Annotated in this window: 12 protein-coding genes; all 12 read right to left on the bottom strand. The window is 71.3% G+C overall.

All coding sequences use genetic code 11. The features are described 5' to 3' along the window. Nucleotides 1–9: 9 nt before the first annotated feature. Nucleotides 10–309, bottom strand: a complete 300-nt coding sequence (nuoK, locus tag AO501_RS28225) for an NADH-quinone oxidoreductase subunit NuoK (RefSeq protein ID WP_055580875.1) — start codon at nt 307–309, stop codon at nt 10–12. After that, nucleotides 306–1,082 (bottom strand): NADH-quinone oxidoreductase subunit J, encoded by a 777-nt coding sequence (locus AO501_RS28220; protein WP_055580874.1) that lies wholly within the window; start codon nt 1,080–1,082, stop codon nt 306–308. Before AO501_RS28220 ends, nuoK begins: the two co-directional genes overlap by 4 nt. Then, nucleotides 1,079–1,627 (bottom strand): NADH-quinone oxidoreductase subunit NuoI, encoded by a 549-nt coding sequence (gene nuoI, locus AO501_RS28215; RefSeq protein ID WP_269435191.1) that lies wholly within the window; start codon nt 1,625–1,627, stop codon nt 1,079–1,081. Before nuoI ends, AO501_RS28220 begins: the two co-directional genes overlap by 4 nt. After that, nucleotides 1,620–2,882: an NADH-quinone oxidoreductase subunit NuoH gene (nuoH, locus tag AO501_RS28210; RefSeq protein ID WP_055580885.1), complete on the bottom strand. Its 1,263-nt coding sequence runs from the start codon at nt 2,880–2,882 to the stop codon at nt 1,620–1,622. Before nuoH ends, nuoI begins: the two co-directional genes overlap by 8 nt. 5 nt (nt 2,883–2,887) lie before the next feature. Then, complete coding sequence (locus AO501_RS28205; protein WP_055580872.1) at nt 2,888–5,302, bottom strand: NADH-quinone oxidoreductase subunit G; 2,415 nt, start codon at nt 5,300–5,302, stop codon at nt 2,888–2,890. Between the two features lie 7 nt (nt 5,303–5,309). Then, nucleotides 5,310–6,641: an NADH-quinone oxidoreductase subunit NuoF gene (gene nuoF, locus AO501_RS28200; protein ID WP_055580871.1), complete on the bottom strand. Its 1,332-nt coding sequence runs from the start codon at nt 6,639–6,641 to the stop codon at nt 5,310–5,312. Then, nucleotides 6,638–7,399 (bottom strand): NADH-quinone oxidoreductase subunit NuoE, encoded by a 762-nt coding sequence (nuoE, locus tag AO501_RS28195; RefSeq protein ID WP_055580870.1) that lies wholly within the window; start codon nt 7,397–7,399, stop codon nt 6,638–6,640. Before nuoE ends, nuoF begins: the two co-directional genes overlap by 4 nt. Further along, complete coding sequence (gene nuoD, locus AO501_RS28190) at nt 7,396–8,697, bottom strand: NADH dehydrogenase (quinone) subunit D (protein ID WP_055580869.1); 1,302 nt, start codon at nt 8,695–8,697, stop codon at nt 7,396–7,398. The genes nuoE and nuoD overlap by 4 nt, the downstream gene beginning before the upstream one ends. Continuing rightward, on the bottom strand, nt 8,697–9,425 hold the full coding sequence (locus AO501_RS28185) for an NADH-quinone oxidoreductase subunit C (protein WP_055580868.1): 729 nt from the start codon (nt 9,423–9,425) through the stop codon (nt 8,697–8,699). The genes nuoD and AO501_RS28185 overlap by 1 nt, the downstream gene beginning before the upstream one ends. Then, nucleotides 9,422–9,976 carry a NuoB/complex I 20 kDa subunit family protein gene (locus tag AO501_RS28180; RefSeq protein WP_055580867.1) on the bottom strand — a complete coding sequence of 185 codons (555 nt, stop codon included), beginning with the start codon at nt 9,974–9,976 and terminating at the stop codon, nt 9,422–9,424. Before AO501_RS28180 ends, AO501_RS28185 begins: the two co-directional genes overlap by 4 nt. 12 nt (nt 9,977–9,988) lie before the next feature. After that, complete coding sequence (locus tag AO501_RS28175) at nt 9,989–10,366, bottom strand: NADH-quinone oxidoreductase subunit A (protein WP_055580866.1); 378 nt, start codon at nt 10,364–10,366, stop codon at nt 9,989–9,991. Between the two features lie 171 nt (nt 10,367–10,537). Next, a partial coding sequence (locus AO501_RS40390) for a hypothetical protein (RefSeq protein WP_055580865.1) occupies nt 10,538–18,327 on the bottom strand: 7,790 nt, incomplete at its 5' end.

The raw sequence follows: 18,327 nt of genomic DNA, 5'->3' as shown, positions 1-18,327 counted from the left end.
TTGGCGTTCTCAGCCTTTGAGTAGATTCGCGTCGTCGACCGACGCCGATTTGCGGGCACGGAAAATCGTCATGATGATGGCCAGCCCGATGACGACCTCGCATGCGGCGACCACCATGGTGAAGAACGCGATCATCTGTCCGTCGAGCTTGCCGTGCATCCTCGCGAACGTGACGAACGCCAGGTTGACGGCATTGAGCATCAACTCGACGCACATGAACATGACGATCGCGTTGCGCCGCAGCAGCACGCCGGAAGCCCCGATGGTGAACAGCAATGCCGAAAGGTAAAGGTAGTTGGCCGGATTCACGAGGCACCGCCCTTCACGGCTTCCGGTGAGGGTGTTTCCAGCCCGTCGGCCCCGCGGGTGCGCAGGATCTTGGAGACCGACAGGTCCGAGTAGGAGCCGTCGGGCAGCAGCGCTGCCACGTCGACGGCGTTGTGACGCGCGTAGACGCCGGGGTTGGGCATCGGGGTGGCGTGACCGCCGGGGCGGAAGCGCTCTTCGGAGAGTTCGCGCTGGGTCTTGCGTCGCTCGAAGCGCTCCCGGTGCGCCAGGATCATCGCGCCGACCGCGGCGGTGATCAGCAGCGCGCTGGTCAGCTCGAAGGCCCACAGGTAGCGCGAGAAGATAAGGGCCGCCAGCCCTTCCACGTTGCCGTTGGCGTTGGCGCCGGCCAGGCCGGAGAAGCCGCCGGTCGCGACGTTGCCGATGCCGGCGATCAGCGCGACGCCGAACCCGACACCGGTGACCACCGCGGCGACGCGCTGTCCGCGCAGGGTCTCTTTCAGCGATTCCGCGGAGTCCACGCCGATCAGCATCAGCACGAACAGGAAGAGCATCATCACCGCGCCGGTGTAGACGACCACCTGCACGACGCCCAGGAAAAGCGCGTCCTGGGCCATGTAAAAGACCGCCAGGATGAGCATCGTCATCGCCAGGTACATGGCCGAGTAGACGGCGTTGACCGCCAGCACCACCCCGAGCGCGCCGATGACCGCCGCCGTGCCCAGCACCCAGAACATCACGGCTTCACCGGTGGAGGTGCGGGTCAGAGTTTCTGCCGCGAGGGTGACGATCATCGGGCGTCCTGGCTCTCGCGCAGGCCGTGGGCCGTCACGTTGCCCAGGTAGTAGTCCTTGTCGGTGGCGCCCTCGGCCCGGGGGTGCGGGGGCGCGAGCATGTCCTGCAGCAGCGGCGCCAGCAGTCGGTCCTTTTCGTAGATCAGGTCCGCGCGGTTGTCGTCGGCCAACTCGTAGTCGTTGGTCATGGTCAGCGCCCGGGTGGGGCAGGCCTCGATGCACAGCCCGCACCCGATGCAGCGCAGGTAGTTGATCTGGTACACGCGGCCGTAGCGTTCGCCGGGGGAGTACCGCGCCTCTTCGGTGTTGTCCGCGCCTTCGACGTAGATCGCGTCGGCCGGGCAGGACCAGGCGCACAACTCGCAGCCGATGCACTTCTCCAGGCCGTCGGGGTACCGGTTGAGCTGGTGACGGCCGTGGTAGCGCGGGGCCACCGGCCCGGGCTTCTCCGGATACTCCTCGGTGATGTTCTTCTTGAACATCGACCCGAAGGTGACGCCGAATCCGGCTACAGGGTCTATGAGGCGCTTGAAAATGTTAGCCACGTGCCTTCTCCTTGCTCGCACCTACCGGCCGCTCGAGGGTCTTGAGCGGCAGCGGCGGTGTCGGGAATGCCGGTTCGTCTGCTGAGCCGCTCGGGGTGAGGCTGACAACCTGCTTGCGGCGCTTGCGGGGGCTGGGCGCGCTGAACGGTTTTCGGAGCGTGGCGATCAGTGCCACGGCGAAGACCAGGCTGCTCACCACCAGAACGGCGGTCCAGTGCGCGTAGCCCTGGTTGCGCAGCGTGCGGATCACCGCCGCGATCATGATCCAGACCAGCGAGACCGGGATCAGCAGCTTCCAGCCCAGGGACATGAACTGGTCGTAGCGGAACCGGGGCAGGCTGGCGCGCAGCCAGAAGTAGATGAACAGGAAAGTCCACATCTTGAGGGTGAACCAGAGCACCGGCCACCAGCCATGGTTCGCACCCTCCCACATGTTCAGCGGCCACGGCGCGTGCCAGCCACCGAAGAACATGGCCGCGGCCAGCGACGACACCGTGAACATGTTGACGTACTCGGCCAGCATGAAGATCGCGAACTTCAGCGACGAGTACTCGGTGTGGAAACCGGCGACCAACTCGCCCTCGGCTTCCGGAAGGTCGAACGGCGCCCGGTTGGTTTCGCCGACCATTGAGATGAGGTAGATCACGAACGACGGCAGCAGCAGGAACACGAACCACACGCGGTCCTGCGCGGCCACGATCTGCGACGTCGACATCGAGCCCGCGAACAGGAACACCGCCGCAAAGGACAATCCCATCGCCACCTCGTAGGAGATGACCTGCGCGGTGGAGCGCACCCCACCGAGTAGGGGATAAGTAGAGCCGGAAGCCCAGCCGCCCAACACGATTCCGTACACGCCGATGGCCGACATCCCCAGGATGAACAGCACCGCGACCGGAAGGTCGGTCAGCTGCAGAGGCGTCCAGTGACCGAACACCGACACCTCGGGTCCGAACGGGATGAACGAGAAAGCGGTGAACGCGGGAATCGCCGAGATGGCCGGCGCCGCGAAGTACACGAACCAGTCAACGCCCTTGGGGGTGATGCTCTCCTTGAGGGCCAGCTTGATGCCGTCGGCGAGGCTCTGCAGCGTGCCCCACGGTCCGGCCCGGTTGGGGCCCGGCCGCAGCTGCATCCAGCCGAGGATCTTGCGCTCGAGCAGGATCGCCACCAGCACGTTGAGCATCAGGAACACGAAGATGGCCAGCGCCTTGCCCAGCACCAGCCACCAGGGATCGTGTCCGAAGGCGGCCAAACTGTTCACTTTCCGACCCCGATCTTTACCAAAGCGCCGCTGGTGACGCCCAGTTCCTGGTGGACGGCCGAGCCGGGTGAGTTCAGCGGCAGCCACACCACCCGGTCCGGCATGTCAGTTACGTTGAGCGGCAGGGTGATTGAGCCGCGGTCGGTGCTGACCGTCACCGACTCGCCGTCGGCGGCGCCGATCTCGGCGGCGGTACCGGCCGACAACCGCACCACGGGGGTGCGTGCGGTGCCCGCCAGATGCGGTTCGCCGTCCTGCCCGCGGCCCGCGTCCAGCAGCATGCGCCAGCCGGTGAGCACGGCCTGGCCTTCGCCGGGCTGTGCGGCGGCGGGTTCGACGGTGGGGCTGGCGGCGTGCTTGCCATCCCACGTGCCCAGTCCGGCCAGTTCTTCGCGTGCCGTTTCGACCGTCGCGCAGTTCAGTTGGATGCCCAACTCGTCGGCCAGCGTGTCGAGCACCCGGTGATCGGATTGGCCGGCCTGCAGCATGCTGCCCTTGAACGCCGGTTCGAAGGCGCGGTAGCGGCCCTCCCAGTTGACGAAAGCGCCGGCCTTCTGGGTGGTCGGGGCAACCGGGAACACGACGTCGGCCCGCTCGGTGACCGCGCTGTGCCGCAACTCCAGGCTGACCACGAACGGGGCCGCGTCCAGGGCGGCCAGCACCGCGTCCGGGTCGGCGAAGTCGCCGGGTTCGATGCCGCCCACCAACAGCGCGCCGAGAGTTCCGTCGGTGGCTGCGGCGAGGATGCCGTCGACGTCGCGGCCTGTGGCGGAAGGCAATTCGTCGACGTGCCAGGCGGCGGCGACCTCTGACCGGGCGGTGTCGTCGGCGACCGGACGGCCACCGGGCAGCAGTGCGGGCAGGGCACCCGCTTCCAGCGCGCCGCGTTCCCCGGCCCGCCGCGGCACCCAGGCCAGCCGGGCTCCGGTGGAGTCCGCCAACCGGGCCACCGCGGACAACCCGCCGGGCACGGTGGCCAGCCGCTCGCCGACCATGATCACCGCGCCGGGGGCGCTCAGCAGGTCGCCCACTTCGCCGGTGGCGAGGTCGTCCAGCGCCGCGGGCTCACCGCCGGGCGCCGTCTGCAGCAACCGGCCCGACATCTTCTCCAGCGCGCGGGTTGCGAACGGGGCGATCGCGTACACCGGCACGTTGTTCTTGCGCGCTGCCTTGCGCAGCCGCAGGAATACGATCGGCGATTCTTCTTCCGGTTCGAATCCGACCAGCAGCACCACCGGCGCCGACTCCAGGTCGGCATAGCTGACGCTCACCGGCCGGCCGGCGACGCGGGCCGCAAGGAAGTCGGCCTCCTCGGCGGACTGTGGGCGGGCACGGAAGTCGATGTCGTTGGTGTTCAGGACGATTCGCGCGAACTTGGCGTAGGCGTAGGCGTCTTCCCAGGTGGCCCGGCCGCCGACCAGCACGCCGGTGCGGCCCCGTGCCGCCTCCAGGCCCTGCGTGGCCGCCACGATCGCGTGGGCCCACGAAGCCGGCGTGAGCTCTCCGTTGGAATCCCGGATCAGCGGGGTGGTGAGCACGTCCGGCTGGGTGGCGTAGTTGAATGCCCACCGGCCCTTGTCGCAGTTCCACTCTTCGTTGACTTCCGGGTCGTCGCCGGCCAGGCGGCGCGTCACCTTGCCGCGGCGGTGGTCGGTGCGCTGGGAGCAACCGGATGCGCAGTGTTCGCACACGCTGGGGCTGGACACCAGGTCGAACGGGCGGGCCCGGAACCGGTATGACGTGCCGGTGAGCGCGCCGACCGGGCAGACCTGCACGGTGTTGCCGGAGAAGTAGGAGTCGAACGGCTCGTTGGCGTAGATGCCGACCTGCTGCAGCGCGCCGCGCTCCTGCATGTCGATGAACGGGTCGCCGGCGATCTGGTTGGAGAACCGGGTGCAGCGGGCACACAGGATGCAGCGCTCGCGGTCCAGCAGCACCTGGGCGGAGATGTTGATCGGTTTGGCGAAGGTGCGCTTGACGTCGGTGAAGCGAGATTCCGCACGGCCGTTGGACATTGCCTGGTTCTGCAGCGGGCACTCACCGCCCTTGTCGCACATCGGGCAGTCCAGCGGGTGGTTGATCAGCAGCAGTTCCATCACGCCGTGCTGCGCCTTGTCGGCCGCCGGTGACGTGAGCTGGGTGCGCACCACCATGTCGTCCGTGCAGACGATGGTGCATGACGCCATCGGCTTGCGCTGTCCCTCGACCTCGACCATGCACTGCCGGCACGCACCCACCGGGTCGAGCAGCGGGTGGTCACAGAACCGTGGGATCTGGATGCCCATCAGCTCGGCCGCGCGAATGACCAGAGTTCCCTTCGGAACGCTGATTTCGGCGCCGTCGATGGTCAGCGTCACCATGTCCGGCGGCTTGACCTCGTCGCCGGTATCCGTCTTGGCCGCACTTGTCATTGCAGCGTCAGGCCTTTCCGTTCAACGTCGCTGGCTTGGAGGTCAGCATGGAATCTTTGGGGTCAAACGGGCACCCGCCGGTCTCGACGTGGGCGATGTATTCGTCGCGGAAATGCTGAATCGACGACATCACCGGGCTGGCCGCGCCATCTCCCAACGCGCAGAACGACTTTCCGAGGATCGCATCGGAGATGTCCAGCAGCTTGTCGAGGTCTTCGCGGGTGCCCTGGCCGTTCTCCAGGCGGGCGTAGATCTTGTCCAGCCAGAAGGTGCCCTCGCGGCACGGCGTGCACTTGCCGCAGGACTCGTGCTTGTAGAACTCGGTCCAGCGGCGAACAGCCCTCACCACGCAGGTGGTTTCGTCGAAGATCTCGAGTGCCTTGGTGCCCAACATGGATCCCACAGCGCCGACGCCCTCGTAATCCAGCGGCACATCGAGGTGCTCGTCGGTGAGCAGGGGAGTCGACGAACCACCCGGCGTCCAGAACTTGAGCCGGTGTCCGGCCCGGACACCGCCGGCGTAGTCGAGCAGCTCGCGCAACGTGATACCGAGCGGGGCCTCGTACTGGCCGGGCCGGGTGACGTGCCCGGAGAGCGAATACAGCGTGAAGCCAGGCGATTTCTCGCTGCCCATCGACCGGAACCAGTCGACGCCGTTGAGGACGATGGACGGGACGCTGGCGATGGTCTCGACGTTGTTGATCACGGTGGGGCAGCCGTAGAGGCCGGCGACCGCGGGGAACGGCGGCCGCAACCGGGGCTGGCCGCGGCGGCCTTCCAGCGAGTCGAGCAGCGCGGTCTCCTCGCCGCAGATGTAGGCACCCGCGCCGGCGTGCACTACCAGCTCCAGGTCGTATCCCGAGCCGCCGATGTCGCGGCCGAGGTAACCGGCGGCGTATGCCTCGGCCACCGCGTTCTGCAGCCGGCGCAGCACGGGCACCACTTCGCCGCGCACGTAGATGAACGCGTGGCTGGCCCGGATCGCGTAGGCGGCGATGATGACGCCCTCGACGAGCACATGCGGGGTGGCCAGCATCAGCGGAATGTCTTTGCAGGTACCGGGTTCGGACTCGTCGGCGTTGACCACCAGGTAGTGCGGCTTGGCCGCCGGACCCTTGTCGCCCTGGGGGATGAACGACCACTTGGTGCCGGTAGAGAAGCCGGCACCGCCACGGCCGCGCAGCCCTGAGTCCTTGACGGTGGCGATCACGTCGTCGGGATTCATGGCCAGGGCCTTCTTCATGGCCTGGTAGCCGTCATAGCGTTCGTAGGTCGCCAGCGACCAGGACTCGGGGTCGTCCCAGTAGCGGCTGATGACCGGGGTCAAAGGTGTTGTCATGCTTGGCCTTCCGGACCAGGGGGAGCCTGCATGTCGTTCTCCTTGGCCACCCGCAGCCCGGCCAGGGTGGCCGCGCCGGGCCCGCCCTGTCCCTCGTCGGGACGCTCATCGCGCAGACCGGCCAGGATGCGTGACGTCTCGCGGAACTTGCACAGCGGTGCGCCGCGGGTCGGGGCCTTCGGCTCGCCGCCGCGCAACGAGTCGACGAGTTCGCGGGCGGACTCGACGGTCTGGTTGTCGTAGAACTCCCAGTTGACCATCATCACCGGCGCGTAGTCGCAGGCCGCGTTGCACTCGATGTGCTGCAGCGTCACGGCTCCGTCGTCGGTGGTCTCGTCATTGCCGACACCGAGATGCCCTTTGAGATCCTCGAATATCGCGTCGCCGCCCATCACCGCGCACAGCGTGTTGGTGCAGACGCCGACCAGATAGTCGCCGGTGGGGCCGCGCCGGTACATGGTGTAGAAGCTGGCCACCGCCGACACCTCGGCGCCGGTGAGGTCCAGTTGGTCGGCGCAGAACTCCATCCCGGCCGGGGTGATGTAGGAGTCCTCGGCCTGCACCAGGTGCAGCAACGGCAGCAGAGCCGACCGCTTGTTCGGGTACTTGGCGATGATCTCCTTGGCTTCCACCTCCAGCCGCGCGCGCACCTCGGTGGGATAGGACTCCGGCGCACCCTCCACCACGAACTGGTTGGGTTCCTCCGGTGGCGGGCCGAGCCGGAGGAAAACCCGCTCGCCGCTGCCTGATTCGCTCATCGGTCCACTCCGCCCATCACGGGGTCGATGCTGGCGACCGCGGTGATCAGGTCGGCTACCATGCCGCCCTCGCACATCGCGGCCACCGACTGCAGATTGGTGAACGACGGGTCCCGGTAGTGCACCCGGTAGGGGCGGGTACCGCCGTCGCTGACCATGTGCACGCCCAGCTCGCCGCGCGGTGATTCCACCGACACGTACACCTGGCCGGCCGGAACCCGGATGCCCTCGGTGACCAGCTTGAAGTGGTGGATCAGGGCCTCCATCGAGCTGCCCATGATCTTGGCGATGTGCTCCGGGGAGTTGCCCATGCCGTCGGGGCCCACGGAAAGGTCTGCAGGCCAGGCGATCTTACGGTCTTCGACCATCGTCGGGCCGGGCTGGAGCTTGTCCAGGCACTGCTCGACGATCTTGATCGACTCCCACATCTCGTTGACACGAATCATGTAGCGCCCGTACGCGTCACAGGTGTCCTCGGTGATCACGTCGAACTCGTAGTTCTCATATCCGCAATAGGGTTCGCTCTTGCGCAGGTCGTGCGGCAGCCCGGTGGCGCGCAGGATCGGGCCGGTGATGCCCAACGCCATGCACCCGGTGAGGTCCAGGTATCCGACGTCCTCGGTGCGCGCCTTCCAGATCGCGTTCTCGTTGAGCAGTTCACCCATCTGGCGCAACGGAATTCGCAGTTCCTTCAGGGCCGCCGCGATGTCGTCGACACCGCCCGGCGGCAGGTCCTGCGCCAGGCCACCGGGCCGGACGTACGCACTGTTCATCCGCAGGCCGGTGATCTTCTCGAAAAGGGTGAGCACAATCTCGCGGGCCCGGAAGCCGACGAACATCGGCGTCATGGCGCCCAATTCCATTCCGCCGGTGGCCAATGCGACCAGGTGCGACGAAATGCGGTTGAGCTCCATCATCATCACCCGGATCACGTTGACCCGCTCCGGGATCTCGTCGGTGATGCCGAGCAGCTTCTCCACACCCAGGCAGTAGGCGGTCTCGTTGAAAAACGGTGCCAGATAATCCATTCGGGTGACGAAGGTGACGCCCTGCGTCCAGTACCGGTATTCGAGGTTCTTCTCGATGCCGGTGTGCAGGTAGCCGATCCCGCACCGGGCCTCGGTAACCGTCTCGCCCTCGATCTCGAGGATCAGCCGCAGCACGCCGTGGGTGGACGGGTGCTGGGGTCCCATGTTGACGACGATGCGCTCGCCGGGATCGGCCTTGCGGGCGGCGTCGACGACCTTGTCCCAGTCCTGGCCGCCGGCGACGACGAGTGTCTCTGCTGGTGCGCTCATCAGTTATAGCCCCTGCGTTCGTCGGGCGGCGGAATCTGCGCGCCCTTGTATTCCACCGGGATCCCGCCCAGCGGGTAGTCCTTGCGTTGCGGGTGCCCGTGCCAGTCGTCGGGCATCTCGATCCGGGTCAGCGACGGGTGGCCGTCGAAGATGATCCCGAAGAAGTCGTAGGTCTCGCGCTCGTGCCAGTCGTTGGTGGGGTACACCCCGAACAGCGACGGGATATGCGGATCACTATCGGGCGCAACGGCTTCCAGTCTGAGCCGACGATTGTGCGTGATCGACTGCAGTGGGTACACCGCGTGCAGTTCGCGGCCGGTCTCATTCGGGTAGTGCACCCCGCTGACGCCCAGGCACAGCTCGAAACGCAGTTCCGGCTCGTCCCGCAGCCGTTGGGCGACCTGCGGCAGCAGATCCCGGCGCACGTAGAGGGTGAGCTCGTCGCGATAGACCACGACCTTCTCGATCGCCTCGTTGAAGTCGAGGCCCTCGCGGTCCAATGCCTCGGCCAGGCGGTCGGCGATGTCGTCGAAGTAACTGCCGTACGGGCGGGGACTTTCGCCGGGCAGCGCGATCTCGCGCACCAGCCGTCCGTAGCCGGAGGTGTCGCCCGTGCCGCGCACGCCGAACATGCCGCGGCGGACGTTGATGACCTCCTGACCTTCCGGCGGTATGTCGGCACCCGGAGTGAGGGTTGCGCCCTGCGAGTCCTTGTCCGGTGAGCTCATCGCAGCAGCCCGCGCATCTCGATCGTCGGCCGGGCAGCCATGGCGGCCTCTTCGGCCTCGGCGATGGCCTTCTCCCGGTTGACCCCCAGCGGCATTTCCTGAATCTTCTCGTGCAGCTTGAGGATTGCGTACAGCAGCATCTCGGGCCGGGGCGGGCAGCCGGGCAGGTAGATGTCCACCGGCACCACGTGGTCGACGCCCTGGACCACCGCGTAGTTGTTGAACATCCCGCCGGACGACGCGCAGACACCCATCGCCAGAACCCATTTCGGCTCGGCCATCTGGTCGTAGATCTGGCGCAGCACCGGCGCCATCTTCTGACTGACCCGGCCGGCGACGATCATCAGATCCGCCTGTCGCGGCGTCGCCGAGAACCGCTCCATGCCGAACCGGGCGATATCGAACCTCGGCCCTGCCGTGGCCATCATCTCGATCGCGCAGCAGGCCAACCCGAACGTCGCCGGCCACAGTGAGTTCTTGCGGACGTAGCCCGCAACCTTCTCGACCGTGGACAGCAGGATTCCGCCGGGTAACTGTTCTTCCAGTCCCACGTCCTACCTACCTCAATCCCACGTCAGGCCGCCGCGGCGCCACACATACGCGTAGGCCACGAAAACCGTGAGCATGAATATGACCATCTCGACGAGCGCGAAAGTCCCCAGCGAATCGAAGCTAACCGCCCACGGATAGAGGAACACAATTTCAATATCGAAGACGATGAACAACATTGCGGTCAGGTAATACTTGATCGGGAAGCGCTGCCCGCTCGCGGCGTGCGGTCCGCTGAACCCGGTTTCAGTGGGCTCGATCCCACATTCGTAAGCCTCGAGCTTCGACCGGTTGTATCGGCTGGGGCCGGTGATGCTGGCCAGGAAGACCGAACCGATGGCGAAGGCCGCACCAATGCCCGCCATCACCAATATGGGTATGTAGACGTTCACTTGCTCCACGTTTCCGTCGTTTGGGCTGTCGACAGCGGCCAAGCGGCGACCAGGTGTGACGAAACCGGACTGGGGTACCCCGACATGACCTTGAGCACAGCCTAGCCAGGAACGCCTCGGTGGTCGCGCCCACCCTAGAGATGCGTCAAACCCGCACGTCAGGCGCTGGTGTCAGCTGTTCTGGCCGGCAACTCCGTTATTTGGATCGATGCCGCCTGCGCCCTTGCCTCCGCGGCCACCGGAGGTGGGGGAGCCGACGATGCCGCCATTGCCTCCAGCGTTCGCACCATTACCCCCGGTGCCGCCGGTGCCGCCGGAATCACCGCTTTGTCCCGCACCACCGTTGTTATTGAAGGTGCTGGTGGCCACGCCGCCGCCGCCGCCACCGCCGCCGGTGCCGTTGGTTCCGCCTGCGCCACCCTTGCCGCCGGTACCCGTGTGGACGCCGCTGGTCGCAGTGCCGCCTTTGCCTCCGGTGCCGCCGGTGGCGCTGGCGTTGCCTCCGGCGCCGCCGGCACCACCGCCACCGCCGCCGGCGGTGTCGAGATAGGCGCCGCCACCGCCACCGCCGCCGCCACCGGCTCCGCCGTTACCCCCGGCAACGCCGACAGCGCTGGCGCCTTGCCCGCCGTCACCGCCGGCTCCGCCGACCCCGGTGGTGCCCAGGCTGTTGGATGCGGTGCCGCCGGTCCCGCCGCTTCCGCCGGTGCCACCCATTCCGCCGGTGCCTGCGGTACCGAGGCCGCCACCGGCATTGCCGCCGGTACCGCCGGCACCGCCTCCGCCGCTGCCGCCGCCGTAAACCGTCTGGCCGGGCGTGAGGCCTACGTTGCTGCCGCCGGCGCCACCGTTACCGCCGACGCCGCCGTTGCCGCCGTCCCCGTTGACGCCGTTCACACCGGTGTAGCCGCCGGCCCCGCCGGCTCCGCCTTTGCCGCCGTTGCCGCCTTGGCCGCCGAAGCTGTGATCGGTGCCATTGCCGGCGCCGCCGAACTCGACGAGGTCGCCGCTGCCCCCGTTGCCGCCGTCACCGCCGGACCCGCCGAAGCCGCCAGTCCAACTAGCGTTCGGGGCTGAGGTGCCGCCGTTGCCGCCGTTGCCACCGCTGCCACCCACGCCGCCTGCCGGGCTGAAGAAGCTGCCGCCGGAGCCTGCAGACCCGGCGTTACCGCCTTTGCCGCCTGTGCCGCCGTTACCGCCATTTCCGACCGCGGCGTTGCCACCGTTGCCCGCGTTGCCGCCGTTGCCACCGGCGCCGCTGGCGCCGTTGGTGCCGCCGAAGCCCGAGTTGCCGCCGTTGCCGCCGGTGCCGCCGGCGCCGCCGGCGCCACCATTGCCGCCGCCGACGGCGCCGGAACCGTCACTGCCGGCGCCGCCGGTGCCGCCGGTGCCGCCATTGCCTCCGTTACCTGAGATGAGGCCGGTGCCGGCCTTGCCCCCGTCGCCCCCGGCGCCGCCAGTACCACCGACATAGCCTGGACCACCGAGGTTGGCACCGGCATTGCCGCCGTTCCCACCGGCGCCGCCGTTGCCGGCGTTGCCGCCAGTGCCGGTGACACCACCGGATCCGCCGTTGCCGCCGGTGCCGCCGGCGCCGCCGCTGAGGCCGGTGATGCCCGCGCCGGCGGCCCCGGCGCTACCGCCTGCCCCGCCGTTACCGCCGGTCCCGCCCGTACCCGCAGTACCCGCGCCACCGCCGCTGCCACCACTGCCCACGGCCCCACCGGCGCCGGCGTCGCCACCGGCACCGCCGTTGCCGCCCGCCGCGCCGGCCAAGCCGAAGCCCACACCGCTGGATCCGGAGCCACCGTTGCCGCCGGCGCCGCCGTTGCCGCCCGCGCCGCCGGAGCCATTGGTGCCGCCGCCGGTGCTGCCACCGTCACCACCTGCGCCACCCGCACCGGCCTGGCCGCCCGCGCCGCCGACGAAGCCCTTACCCGACGCGGCGTTGCCGCCGGCGCCGCCGGCACCGCCCATGCCGCCCGAGGCGCCGTTTCCGCCGATGGCCCCGGCGCCGCTGGCGAAGCCGCCCGCGCCGCCAAGCCCACCGGCCCCGCCCGTGCCGCCCATACCGGGTGGGACGTTCGAGGCTGGGTCGCCGGTACCGCCGGCGCCGCCGGCGCCCGCCATGCCGCCGGTTCCGCCGGTGTTGGAGGCGATTCCGCCGGTGCTGGCGCCGCCGGCGCCGCCGTTGCCGCCGGCCCCGCCGGTACCGCCGACGAGAGTGACGCTGTACGGGAAGGTCATATTGGCACCGTTGCCGCCGATCCCGCCCTGTCCGCCGTTGCCGCCGGTCTCGACGAGGTCGCCGACGCCGCCGGCGCCGCCAGTGCCGCCGTTGCCGCCGGCACCTCCCGGTGTGCCGACATTGGAGTGGGCGGTGTTGTTGAGCCCGTTGCCGCCGTTGCCGCCGTTGCCGCCGTTGCCGCCGGCGCCGCCGACGGGGCTTGAGAAGGTGCCGCCAGTGCCGGCCGTGCCGGCGGCCCCGCCGTTGCCGCCGTTACCGCCGGCGCCAAGAGGGCCACTGATATCGCCGCCGACACCGCCATTGCCGCCGTTGCCGCCGTTACCGCCCGCCCCGCTGGCGCCGTTGGTGCCGCCGGAACCGGAGTTGCCGCCGATGCCGCCCGTGCCGCCGGCCCCGCCGTTGCCACCGGTGTCGCCGGGCGTGCTAGGGCCACTTGTGTAGCTGTAGCCGGTGCTGCCGTTTCCGCCGCCGCCGCCTTTGCCGCCGCCGCCGCCGTTGCCCCAGGTAGCGCCGCTGCCAGCGTTACCGCCGTTTCCGCCGACGCCGCCGTTGCCTCCGGCTGGCGCGGTGGTTCCGCCGGTTCCGGTGTCGGTGCCGCCGTTGCCGCCGTTGCCGGCCGTGCCGCCGCTTCCGCCGTTTCCGCCGACGCTGCCGGTGCCGGTGGCGTTGCCGCCGGCACCGCCGGCACCGCCGTTGCCGCCGGCATCACCGGGCTTGCTGGGGTTGCCGGCGTTGCCAGTTGCACCGGCTCCGCCGTTGCCACCGTTGCCGCCGATGCCTCCGTTGCCGGCGATGGCGCCGGTGCCGGCCGTGCCGGCATTGCCGCCGTTGCCGCCGTTGCCGCCGGATGGGGCGATGCCGCTGCCGGTACCGATGTCGGCGCCGGCGTTGCCGCCGTTGCCGCCGATGCCGCCGTTGCCGGCCTTGCCGCCGACACCGCCAGTGCCGGTGGCGCTGCCGCCGTTTCCGCCCAGGCCGCCTTGGCCGCCGTCGCCGCCTGCGCTGCCTGCCAGGCCTGTGGCGCCGTTGCCGCCCGCGCCGCCGGCACCGCCAGCACCGCCGGTCTCGACGAGGTCCCCGGTGCCCGACGCGCCGCCGTTGCCCCCGATGCCGCCGTTGCCGCCGCCGAATGAGCCCGCCGACGTCACGCCGGCGCCTCCGTTGCCACCATGGCCGCCGTTGCCACCAGGGCCGCCGACGGCGCTTGAGACCGTACCGCCGGTGCCGGCCGCACCGGCGTCACCACCGGCACCGCCGGCACCGCCTTTGCCGCCGCCGACGAAGGAGCCCGCTAGCGCCCCGTTGCCGCCGTTGCCGCCGTTGCCGCCGGCGCCGCTGGCGCCGTTGGTCCCGCCGGTGCCCGAGTTGCCGCCCGTGCCGCCGGTGCCACCGAGGCCGCCGGCCCCGCCGGCGGTGCCCGCGGTCGTGGCAGTGCTGCCATTTCCGCCGGCACCGCCCTTACCGCCGGCGCCACCGTTCCCCGAGAGTGCTCCGCTGCTGGCCACACCCGCGCTGCCGCCGGTGCCGCCCTGAGCGCCAGCACCGCCCGCCATGCCGCCGGCGCCGCTGTCGGTGCCGCCGTCGCCGCCATTGCCGCCGGTGCCGCCCGTGCCGCCGTTGCCGCTGACACTGCCGGTGCCGGAGGCGTTACCGCCGTTGCCGCCGTTGCCGCCGGTGCCGCCGCCGTCGCCGTTCAGTAATCCGTTCCACCCGCCAGTGGCACCGTTGCCGCCGTTCCCGCCGGTGCCGCCGTTGCCGCCATTGCCGCCGGTGCCTGCGGTAGCGCCGGTGCCTGCGGTCCCCGCATCGCCCCCGTTGCCGCCGTTGCCACCGACCGGGGTGCCGTTGCCAATGTCGTTGGCGCCGTTGCCGCCGTTGCCACCCTTGCCGCCGCTGCCGGCGTTGCCACCGACGCTGCCGGTCCCGGTGGCATTGCCCCCGCTGCCGCCGGCACCGCCGGCACCGCCGTAATCGCCGTTGCCGTTACTGCCACTCGGCGGGAACGTGCCGTTGCTGCCGGTGCTGCCGTAACCGCCGGTGCCACCGTTGCCGCCAGTGGCCCCGGCGCCAACAGTCCAGCTATAACCGGCGGTGCCGGGCGTCCCGGCGGCACCGCCGTCTCCGCCGGCGCCACCAGCCGGGGCGACGAATCCGCCGCCTTTGTGGCTGTCGGTGCCGCCGTTGCCGCCGTTGCCGCCCGCGCCGCCAGCCCCGGCGTTGCCGCCCATGCCAGTGCCCCCGTAGCCGATGTGGGAGGCGCCACCGTTGCCGCCTGTGCCGCCGGCGCCGCCGTTGTCACCGGCCAGCCCGGCGTTGCCGTTGTTGCCGGTACTGCCGGCACCGCCTTGACCACCGTTACCGCCGCTACCGCCGTTGCCTGTCTTACCCGAGCCGGCTCCGCCTGCGTAGCCGGCATCGCCGCCGTTGCCGCCGTTGCCGCCGGCCGGTGCGGTAGCTCCGCCAGTACCCACGTCGAGGCCGCCGTTACCGCCTTTGCCGCCGGCGCCGCCGTTGCCGGCGTTGCCGCCGACACCGGTGTTGCCGTTGCCGTATCCGCCGTAACCGCCCTGGCCACCGGTGCCGCCGTTGTCTCCGGGCTTGTTGGGGTCGCCGTTATTGCCCGCGGTGCCGGCACCGCCGTTGCCGCCGTTGCCGCCGGTGCCGTATTTGCCTGCAGTAGCGCCGGTCCCTGCCACGCCGGACATGCCGCCGTTGCCGCCGGCCCCGCCGGCCGGCGCGGTGGTCCCGCCGGTGCCGGTGTCGAGTCCGCCCGCGCCGCCGTTGCCGCCGTTGCCGCCGTTGCCGGCGTTGCCGCCGACGCTGCCGGTGCCGGTGGCCGTGCCGCCGCTGCCGCCGGCGCCACCGTCACCGCCGCTGAAGCCGGCGCCGCCGATGAAGCCCACGGCGTAGCCGTTGCCCCCGCTGCCGCCATTGCCGCCGTTGCCACCGACACTGCTCGTGCCGCTGGCGTTGCCGCCGGTGCCGCCATAGCCGCCCTTGCCGCCGGCGAAGGGTCCGCCGGCGTTCGCACCAGCACCGCCGCTGCCGCCGTTGCCGCCGCTAGCGCCTTTGCCCGCGGTGGCACCGGTGCCGGCTGTTGCGGTACCGGCGGTGCCGCCGTTGCCGCCGGCGCCCCCGTTGGCACCACTGCCGGCGCCGGCGTCGCCGCCTGCGCCGCCGTTGCCACCGCTGCCTGCGTTTCCGCCGAAGTTGCCGGCGCCGGTGACGCTGGCGCCGTTGCCGCCGGCCCCGCCCGCGCCGCCGTTTCCGCCGCCGCTGGACGACCCGCCGGTGCCGCCGGCACCACCGTTTCCGCCGCGTCCACCGTCCCCGCCGACATTGCCGGTGCTGACGGTGAAGCCGGCGCCGCCGCCGGCGCCGCCGGCACCCCCGGCGCCCCCGTTGTCGGCGACGTTGCCGCCGGCGCCGTTGTTGCCGACGGCACCATTGCCGCCATTGCCGCCGGCGCCTCCGTGTCCGCCTTTGCCGCTGATGGCGCCGGTGCCGACCAGCCCGGCCGCTCCACCCGCACCTCCGGCGCCGCCAGCGGGGGCGGTAGCTCCGCCGAACCCGGTGTCGGTGCCGCCGTTGCCGCCGTTGCCGCCGTTGCCGCCGTTGCCCGCGTTGCCGCCAGTCCCGGTGGCGCCGCCGTTGCCGCCGCTGCCGCCGATCCCGCCTTGGCCGCCGGCGTCGCCGGCGAGGCCGGGGTTGGCGCTGCCGTATGGGTTGCCACCGCTGCCTTGGCCGCCGTTGCCGCCGTTGCCACCGATGCCGCCGTTGCCCGCGGTGGCGCCGCCACCCGGGGTGCCGGCAGCACCACCCTTGCCGCCGTTGCCCCCGCGGGGCGCGGCTTTTCCACCAGTCCCGGTGTCGATGCCGCCCTGGGCGCCGTTCCCGCCGGCCCCGCCGTTCCCGGCGTTGCCGCCGGTGCCGGTCGGGCCGCCGTCGCCACCGTTGCCGCCCGCACCACCAGCGCCGCCGGCGTCGCCGTTCAGGCCGTCGGCGGCGACGTTGCCGTTGTTGCCGTCGGCGCCGGCACCGCCGCTGCCGCCGTTGCCGCCGAGGCCCCCTTTGCCTGCGGTGGCGCCGCTACCGGCCGAGCCGGCGGCGCCGCCATTGCCTCCGGCGCCGCCGGCTGCGGCGATCTGTCCGCCGAGCGAGTAGTCGGCGCCGCCGCGGCCGCCATTGCCGCCGGCACCGCCATTGCCGGCGTTGCCACCGGTCCCGGTCGCGCCGCCAGCACCGCCGTTACCGCCGGCACCGCCGGCGCCACCGGTGTCACCGGACAGGCCAGGGGCGCCGAATTTGCCGGCGTTGCCCGTGCTGCCCTGGCCGCCGTCACCACCGGCACCACCCGTAGCGCTGGTGCCGCCGTTACCGGGCGTGCCCGCCGCGCCTCCATCGCCGCCGTTGCCGCCCGCTGGGGCGACACTCCCACCGGTGCCGGTGTCCGCACCGCCGGCGCCTCCGTTGCCTCCGTTGCCGCCGCTGCCGGCATTGCCGCCGGTGCCGCCGTTGCCGCCCGCGCCTCCCTTCCCACCACCGCCGCCGTCGAACCCTGGCGCGCCGGCCGCGCCGTTGCCGCCGCTGCCACCACTGCCGCCGTTGCCGATCGAGCCGCCGTTGCCGCCGGCCCCGCCGTTGCCGCCGTTGGCGCCGGCGGTAACGGCAGTGAAACCGGCTCCGCCGGTGCCGCCGTTGCCGCCGCTGGTGACCGCGGCCCCAGACCCGCCGTCGAGGCCTTTGCTGCCTCCGCTGCCGCCGGTGCCGGGGTTGCCGCCGGTGCCGCCGGTTCCCAACGTGCCCGGGTTGCCGCCGTTACCGCCGGCCCCGCCGTCGACGTACGTGGCGTTCCCGGCTGCACCTGCTCCGCCGTCGCCGGGGGTGCCGGCGTTGCCGCCGTGGCCGCCGGCTCCACCGTTGCCATTCGCTCCGGCGGTGCCGTGTGCGGCTGTGCCGCCGTTGCCGCCGGCCCCGCCATTGCCGCCGCTGCCGGCTTTGCCGCCCGACCCGCCGTCTTGGCCGGCTCCGTTGTTGACCCCGGCCACTCCTGCCGCGCCGGTGGCGCCGTCGCCGCCGTTACCGCCGGCGGCACCGGCGCCGCCCGCCCCGCCATTGCCGCCGTTACCGCTGATTGAGCCGCCTGAGCCGCCGTTGCCGCCGTAGCCCCCGCTGCCACCTGCCCCGCCGTCGGTACCGGAGTCGCCGGAAGTGACGCCGTTGACGCCGGCCTTGCCTGCGGCGCCATCGGCGCCGGCTCCGCCATTGCCGCCGTTGCCGACGAGCCCGCCGTTGCCTCCGGCTCCGCCATTGCCACCCGTCGCGCCGGCGATGACAGCGTTAGCGCCGGCTCCGCCGTGGCCTCCGTTGCCGCCGCTGGTGGGAGCTTTACCGGCTACGCCGTTCGCGCCAAAGCTGGCTCCGGGGCCGCCTGGTCCGCCGCCCGCCCCGAAGCCGCCGCCGGCGCCGGGGTTGCCGCCGTTGCCGCCGGCCCCACCACTGCCGGCGACAAAGCCGCTCGTCACAACGCCGTTGCCGCCGCTACCACCGTCGCCGGCCTTACCGCCCACGCCGCCATCGCCGCCGGTCCCGCCGTTGCCGTTGGCGCCCGAGGCCAGGGCCACTCCGCCAAGGCCGCCGGCACCACCCTTGCCACCGGTGCCGCCGCCCGCGCCGCTCCCGCCGTTCCCGCCGTTACCGGTGGCGGAGAGAG

Origin of the sequence: Mycobacterium gordonae (assembly GCF_001417955.2) — a bacterium.
GTDB lineage: Bacteria > Actinomycetota > Actinomycetes > Mycobacteriales > Mycobacteriaceae > Mycobacterium > Mycobacterium gordonae_B.
Note: the sequence above shows the minus strand (reverse complement) of the source record. Positions and strands in the feature narration are given on the sequence as shown.

Coding starts and splice junctions, on each gene's coding strand:
- AO501_RS28220 (WP_055580874.1), bottom strand. CDS start 1,082: ATGATCGTCACCCTCGCGGCAGAAACTCTGACCCGCACCTCCACCGGT.
- AO501_RS28205 (WP_055580872.1), bottom strand. CDS start 5,302: ATGACAAGTGCGGCCAAGACGGATACCGGCGACGAGGTCAAGCCGCCG.
- nuoF (WP_055580871.1), bottom strand. CDS start 6,641: ATGACAACACCTTTGACCCCGGTCATCAGCCGCTACTGGGACGACCCC.
- nuoE (WP_055580870.1), bottom strand. CDS start 7,399: ATGAGCGAATCAGGCAGCGGCGAGCGGGTTTTCCTCCGGCTCGGCCCG.
- nuoD (WP_055580869.1), bottom strand. CDS start 8,697: ATGAGCGCACCAGCAGAGACACTCGTCGTCGCCGGCGGCCAGGACTGG.
- AO501_RS28185 (WP_055580868.1), bottom strand. CDS start 9,425: ATGAGCTCACCGGACAAGGACTCGCAGGGCGCAACCCTCACTCCGGGT.